At 46.0% G+C, this 2,902-nt stretch carries 4 protein-coding genes; 2 read left to right on the forward strand and 2 right to left on the reverse strand.

The genetic code is table 11. From position 1 onward, the window contains the following. Positions 1-131: 131 nt before the first annotated feature. Positions 132-299, reverse strand: a complete 168-nt coding sequence (locus P5683_RS21455) for a metallothionein (protein ID WP_006616223.1) — start codon at positions 297-299, stop codon at positions 132-134. Between the two features lie 159 nt (positions 300-458). Between P5683_RS21455 and P5683_RS21460 the strand changes: the two genes are divergently transcribed. After that, positions 459-821, forward strand: a complete 363-nt coding sequence (locus tag P5683_RS21460) for a helix-turn-helix transcriptional regulator (protein WP_006624014.1) — start codon at positions 459-461, stop codon at positions 819-821. 467 nt (positions 822-1,288) lie between these two features. After that, complete coding sequence (petH, locus tag P5683_RS21465; protein WP_006669353.1) at positions 1,289-2,494, forward strand: ferredoxin--NADP reductase; 1,206 nt, start codon at positions 1,289-1,291, stop codon at positions 2,492-2,494. A 171-nt stretch (positions 2,495-2,665) separates the two neighbouring features. Here petH and petG read toward each other — a convergent pair whose 3' ends face one another. Next, positions 2,666-2,779, reverse strand: a complete 114-nt coding sequence (gene petG, locus P5683_RS21470) for a cytochrome b6-f complex subunit V (protein WP_006616220.1) — start codon at positions 2,777-2,779, stop codon at positions 2,666-2,668. Between the last annotated feature and the right edge of the window lie 123 nt (positions 2,780-2,902).

Here is a 2,902-nt window from a genome sequence, read left to right on the forward strand (position 1 = left end):
TTTGTAGGTTGGGTGAAACCAAGTGTAACCCAACCAGAGTCAGCAAAGCGATCGGCTAAATTCCCCAAAAAATAGCAGCAGATTATCTATCACCATCCATCAACTCTGCTGCTACCCCCCAAATTAATTAATCAGTGGTGACAATTGCAACCCTTATGACCGCAACCATCCCCATTAGGATGGCCATTAGCACAGGCTTCGCTACAGTAATATTGGCCATTTTTGGCGATCGCTTTTGTCGTATCCACAATACACAGACAGGACTCGCAGGCGCATTTCATTTGAGTTACCGTGGTCATCAGAACTTCTCCTCAAGATATAATAGACTTATGCTTGAACAAGCTTTCATAGTAACTACTATAACATCTGAACAGACTTTCAGATATATGTATCTGGAAGTTTAATAATTTCTTTAGAATTGAGATTAATCCCCCACAGTCAAACCCCCACATCACAATATGTCTGACACCCTTGATAGCAATCCCCATCACCACGACCACCAGCCCCTCGCCCCAGAGAAAATTTTGAGCATGGAAAAGGCCCAACGGATGGCAGAATTTTTTAGTACCCTAGGAGACCCCAACCGCTGGCGTATCTTGTCAGCACTAGCCCTGAAAGAAATGCGTGTGCGAGACCTAGCCGCCGCCGTTGACATGACCGAATCCGCCGTATCCCACCAACTGAGAATTCTGAGGACCATGCGCTTTGTCAGTTATCAGAAAAGGGGACGCAATGTAGTCTATGGTCTCAAAGACCATCATATTTTCAACCTTTATCGGGATGTATCCGAACATCTCGATGAACCCGAAGATCACCCGTGAAAATCAACCGCCAATTCTGTTTCCGGAGGACCACCAATTTATAAAACCGCAATTTTACCATACAAGCGAAAAATATGCAATAACTTTCACAAAAAGCCAGCAATTCTCATTATGGAAATTTTGCCCCAGCTTATTGAGAATCATCTCAAGAGCGATTCTTGAAAGCCCCATTCTTTCGTTCAAGATTGGGCATCATCGGGCATCTTGGACAGGATGCGGGTCAAAATGAGAATTGCTGACAAAAAGCCATCCTCGGCTACCTTAAAGAATGGGGCTTTGTACCCCATTTTTTGATAAAATGGCTAGGAGTGTGACAGGTTCGGGAATATAAACTCCACCTCTGGCTAGGAGTGTGGGAGTAATTGGTCTGAACAATTTAGCAATTTTGCTTTAAAAATCGCCGAAACTGATCAATCTGTCACAGTTTTTGGGTGAACAGCTCAGTATTGTTAAGGGAGAAATAACGAATGTACAGTCCAACTGGAACTGGTGTTGCTATGAGGACAGGAGCGGCGGGCCGTATCTTTGTCTTTGAAGTCGAAGGGATGCGTCAGGGACAGAACACTGACAACTTTAACTATCCCATTCGTCGCAGTGGCACAGTCTACCTCACCGTTCCCTACGAACGCATGAACCAGGAGATGCGTCGCCTATCTAAAATGGGGGCCAAGATTGTCAATATCTACCCTGCTGGCGAAACCCCTCCGGTTCGGACTCAAGCGGCACCAGAAAATGGACAACAGAGCCAATCATCTGGAACCCAAACCCCTACTATGACTCAAGCGAAAGCCAAAACAGATATTCCTGTTAACATTTACAAGCCCAAAAATCCATATATCGGCAAATGCCTGTCTAACGAAGAGTTAGTTAGGGAAGGTGGAACCGGGACTGTTCGCCATTTGATTTTTGATATCAGTGGCGGCGACTTGCGCTATCTCGAAGGTCAGAGTATTGGTATTATTCCGCCAGGAACTGACAACAATGGCAAACCCCATAAACTCAGGCTGTATTCGATCGCCTCTACCCGTCATGGCGACCATGTAGATGATAAAACAGTTTCCCTATGTGTTCGTCAGTTGGAATATAAACACCCAGAAACCGGGGAAACCGTCTATGGAGTTTGCTCAACTTATCTGTGCAACCTGGAAGCTGGGGCTGATGTGGCTATTACTGGCCCGGTCGGTAAAGAAATGCTGCTCCCAGAGGATGAGGATGCCACTATCATTATGATGGCAACGGGTACGGGAATTGCGCCTTTCCGGGCATTCCTGTGGCGGATGTTTAAGGAACAGCACGAAGATTACAAGTTCAAAGGCTTGGCTTGGCTGTTCTTTGGCATTCCTTACAGCCCCAACATCCTCTATCAACAGGAACTTGAAGAATTACAGCAACAGTTCCCTGAAAACTTCCGCCTGACATTAGCCATTAGTCGGGAACAACAAAACCCAGAAGGTGGCAAAATGTATATCCAGGATCGGATTAAGGAAAATGCCGATCAGTTATGGGAATTGATCCAAAAACCCAACACCCATACTTATATTTGCGGTCTCAAAGGTATGGAAGGCGGCATTGATGAGGGAATGTCGGCCGCAGCAGGTAAGTTTGATGTTGACTGGTCTGATTATCAGAAGCAACTCAAGAAAAAGCACCGTTGGCACGTTGAAACCTACTAGGACATCAACTTAACCATTTGACTGGCGGGCGTGGCTCTTGAGTCGCGCCCTTTTTGTGGCTGGATTGGACTGATTGGACTGCTCTCGGCAATTATCATCAAAAAATCGCGATCGCTCCTCGAAACCTCAGAGACAAGGCAGCCCAGAGACAAGGCCTGCCTTGTGGGAATCTTAGTCAATCAGTTGATTTCCGCGTTTGTACTGCTGATAGGCTGCAAAGAATAGTCCCGCTAATGTCACCAGGATTAAGCCTAAGACGATCCCCGAAAGTAATGGTTCAATCACGTTGAAACTCCTTGATGTTAAGTTTTGATCGTTATGGTCGAAAGGGAAGTCGCCTTCCCCAACTCCAATTCCAAACCGTACTTGAGACTTTCACCTCATACGGCTCCTGATGTAGATACCCTA

The sequence above is a fragment of the Limnospira sp. PMC 1279.21 genome (genome assembly GCF_032349615.1).
GTDB classification, from domain to species: domain Bacteria; phylum Cyanobacteriota; class Cyanobacteriia; order Cyanobacteriales; family Microcoleaceae; genus Limnospira; species Limnospira fusiformis.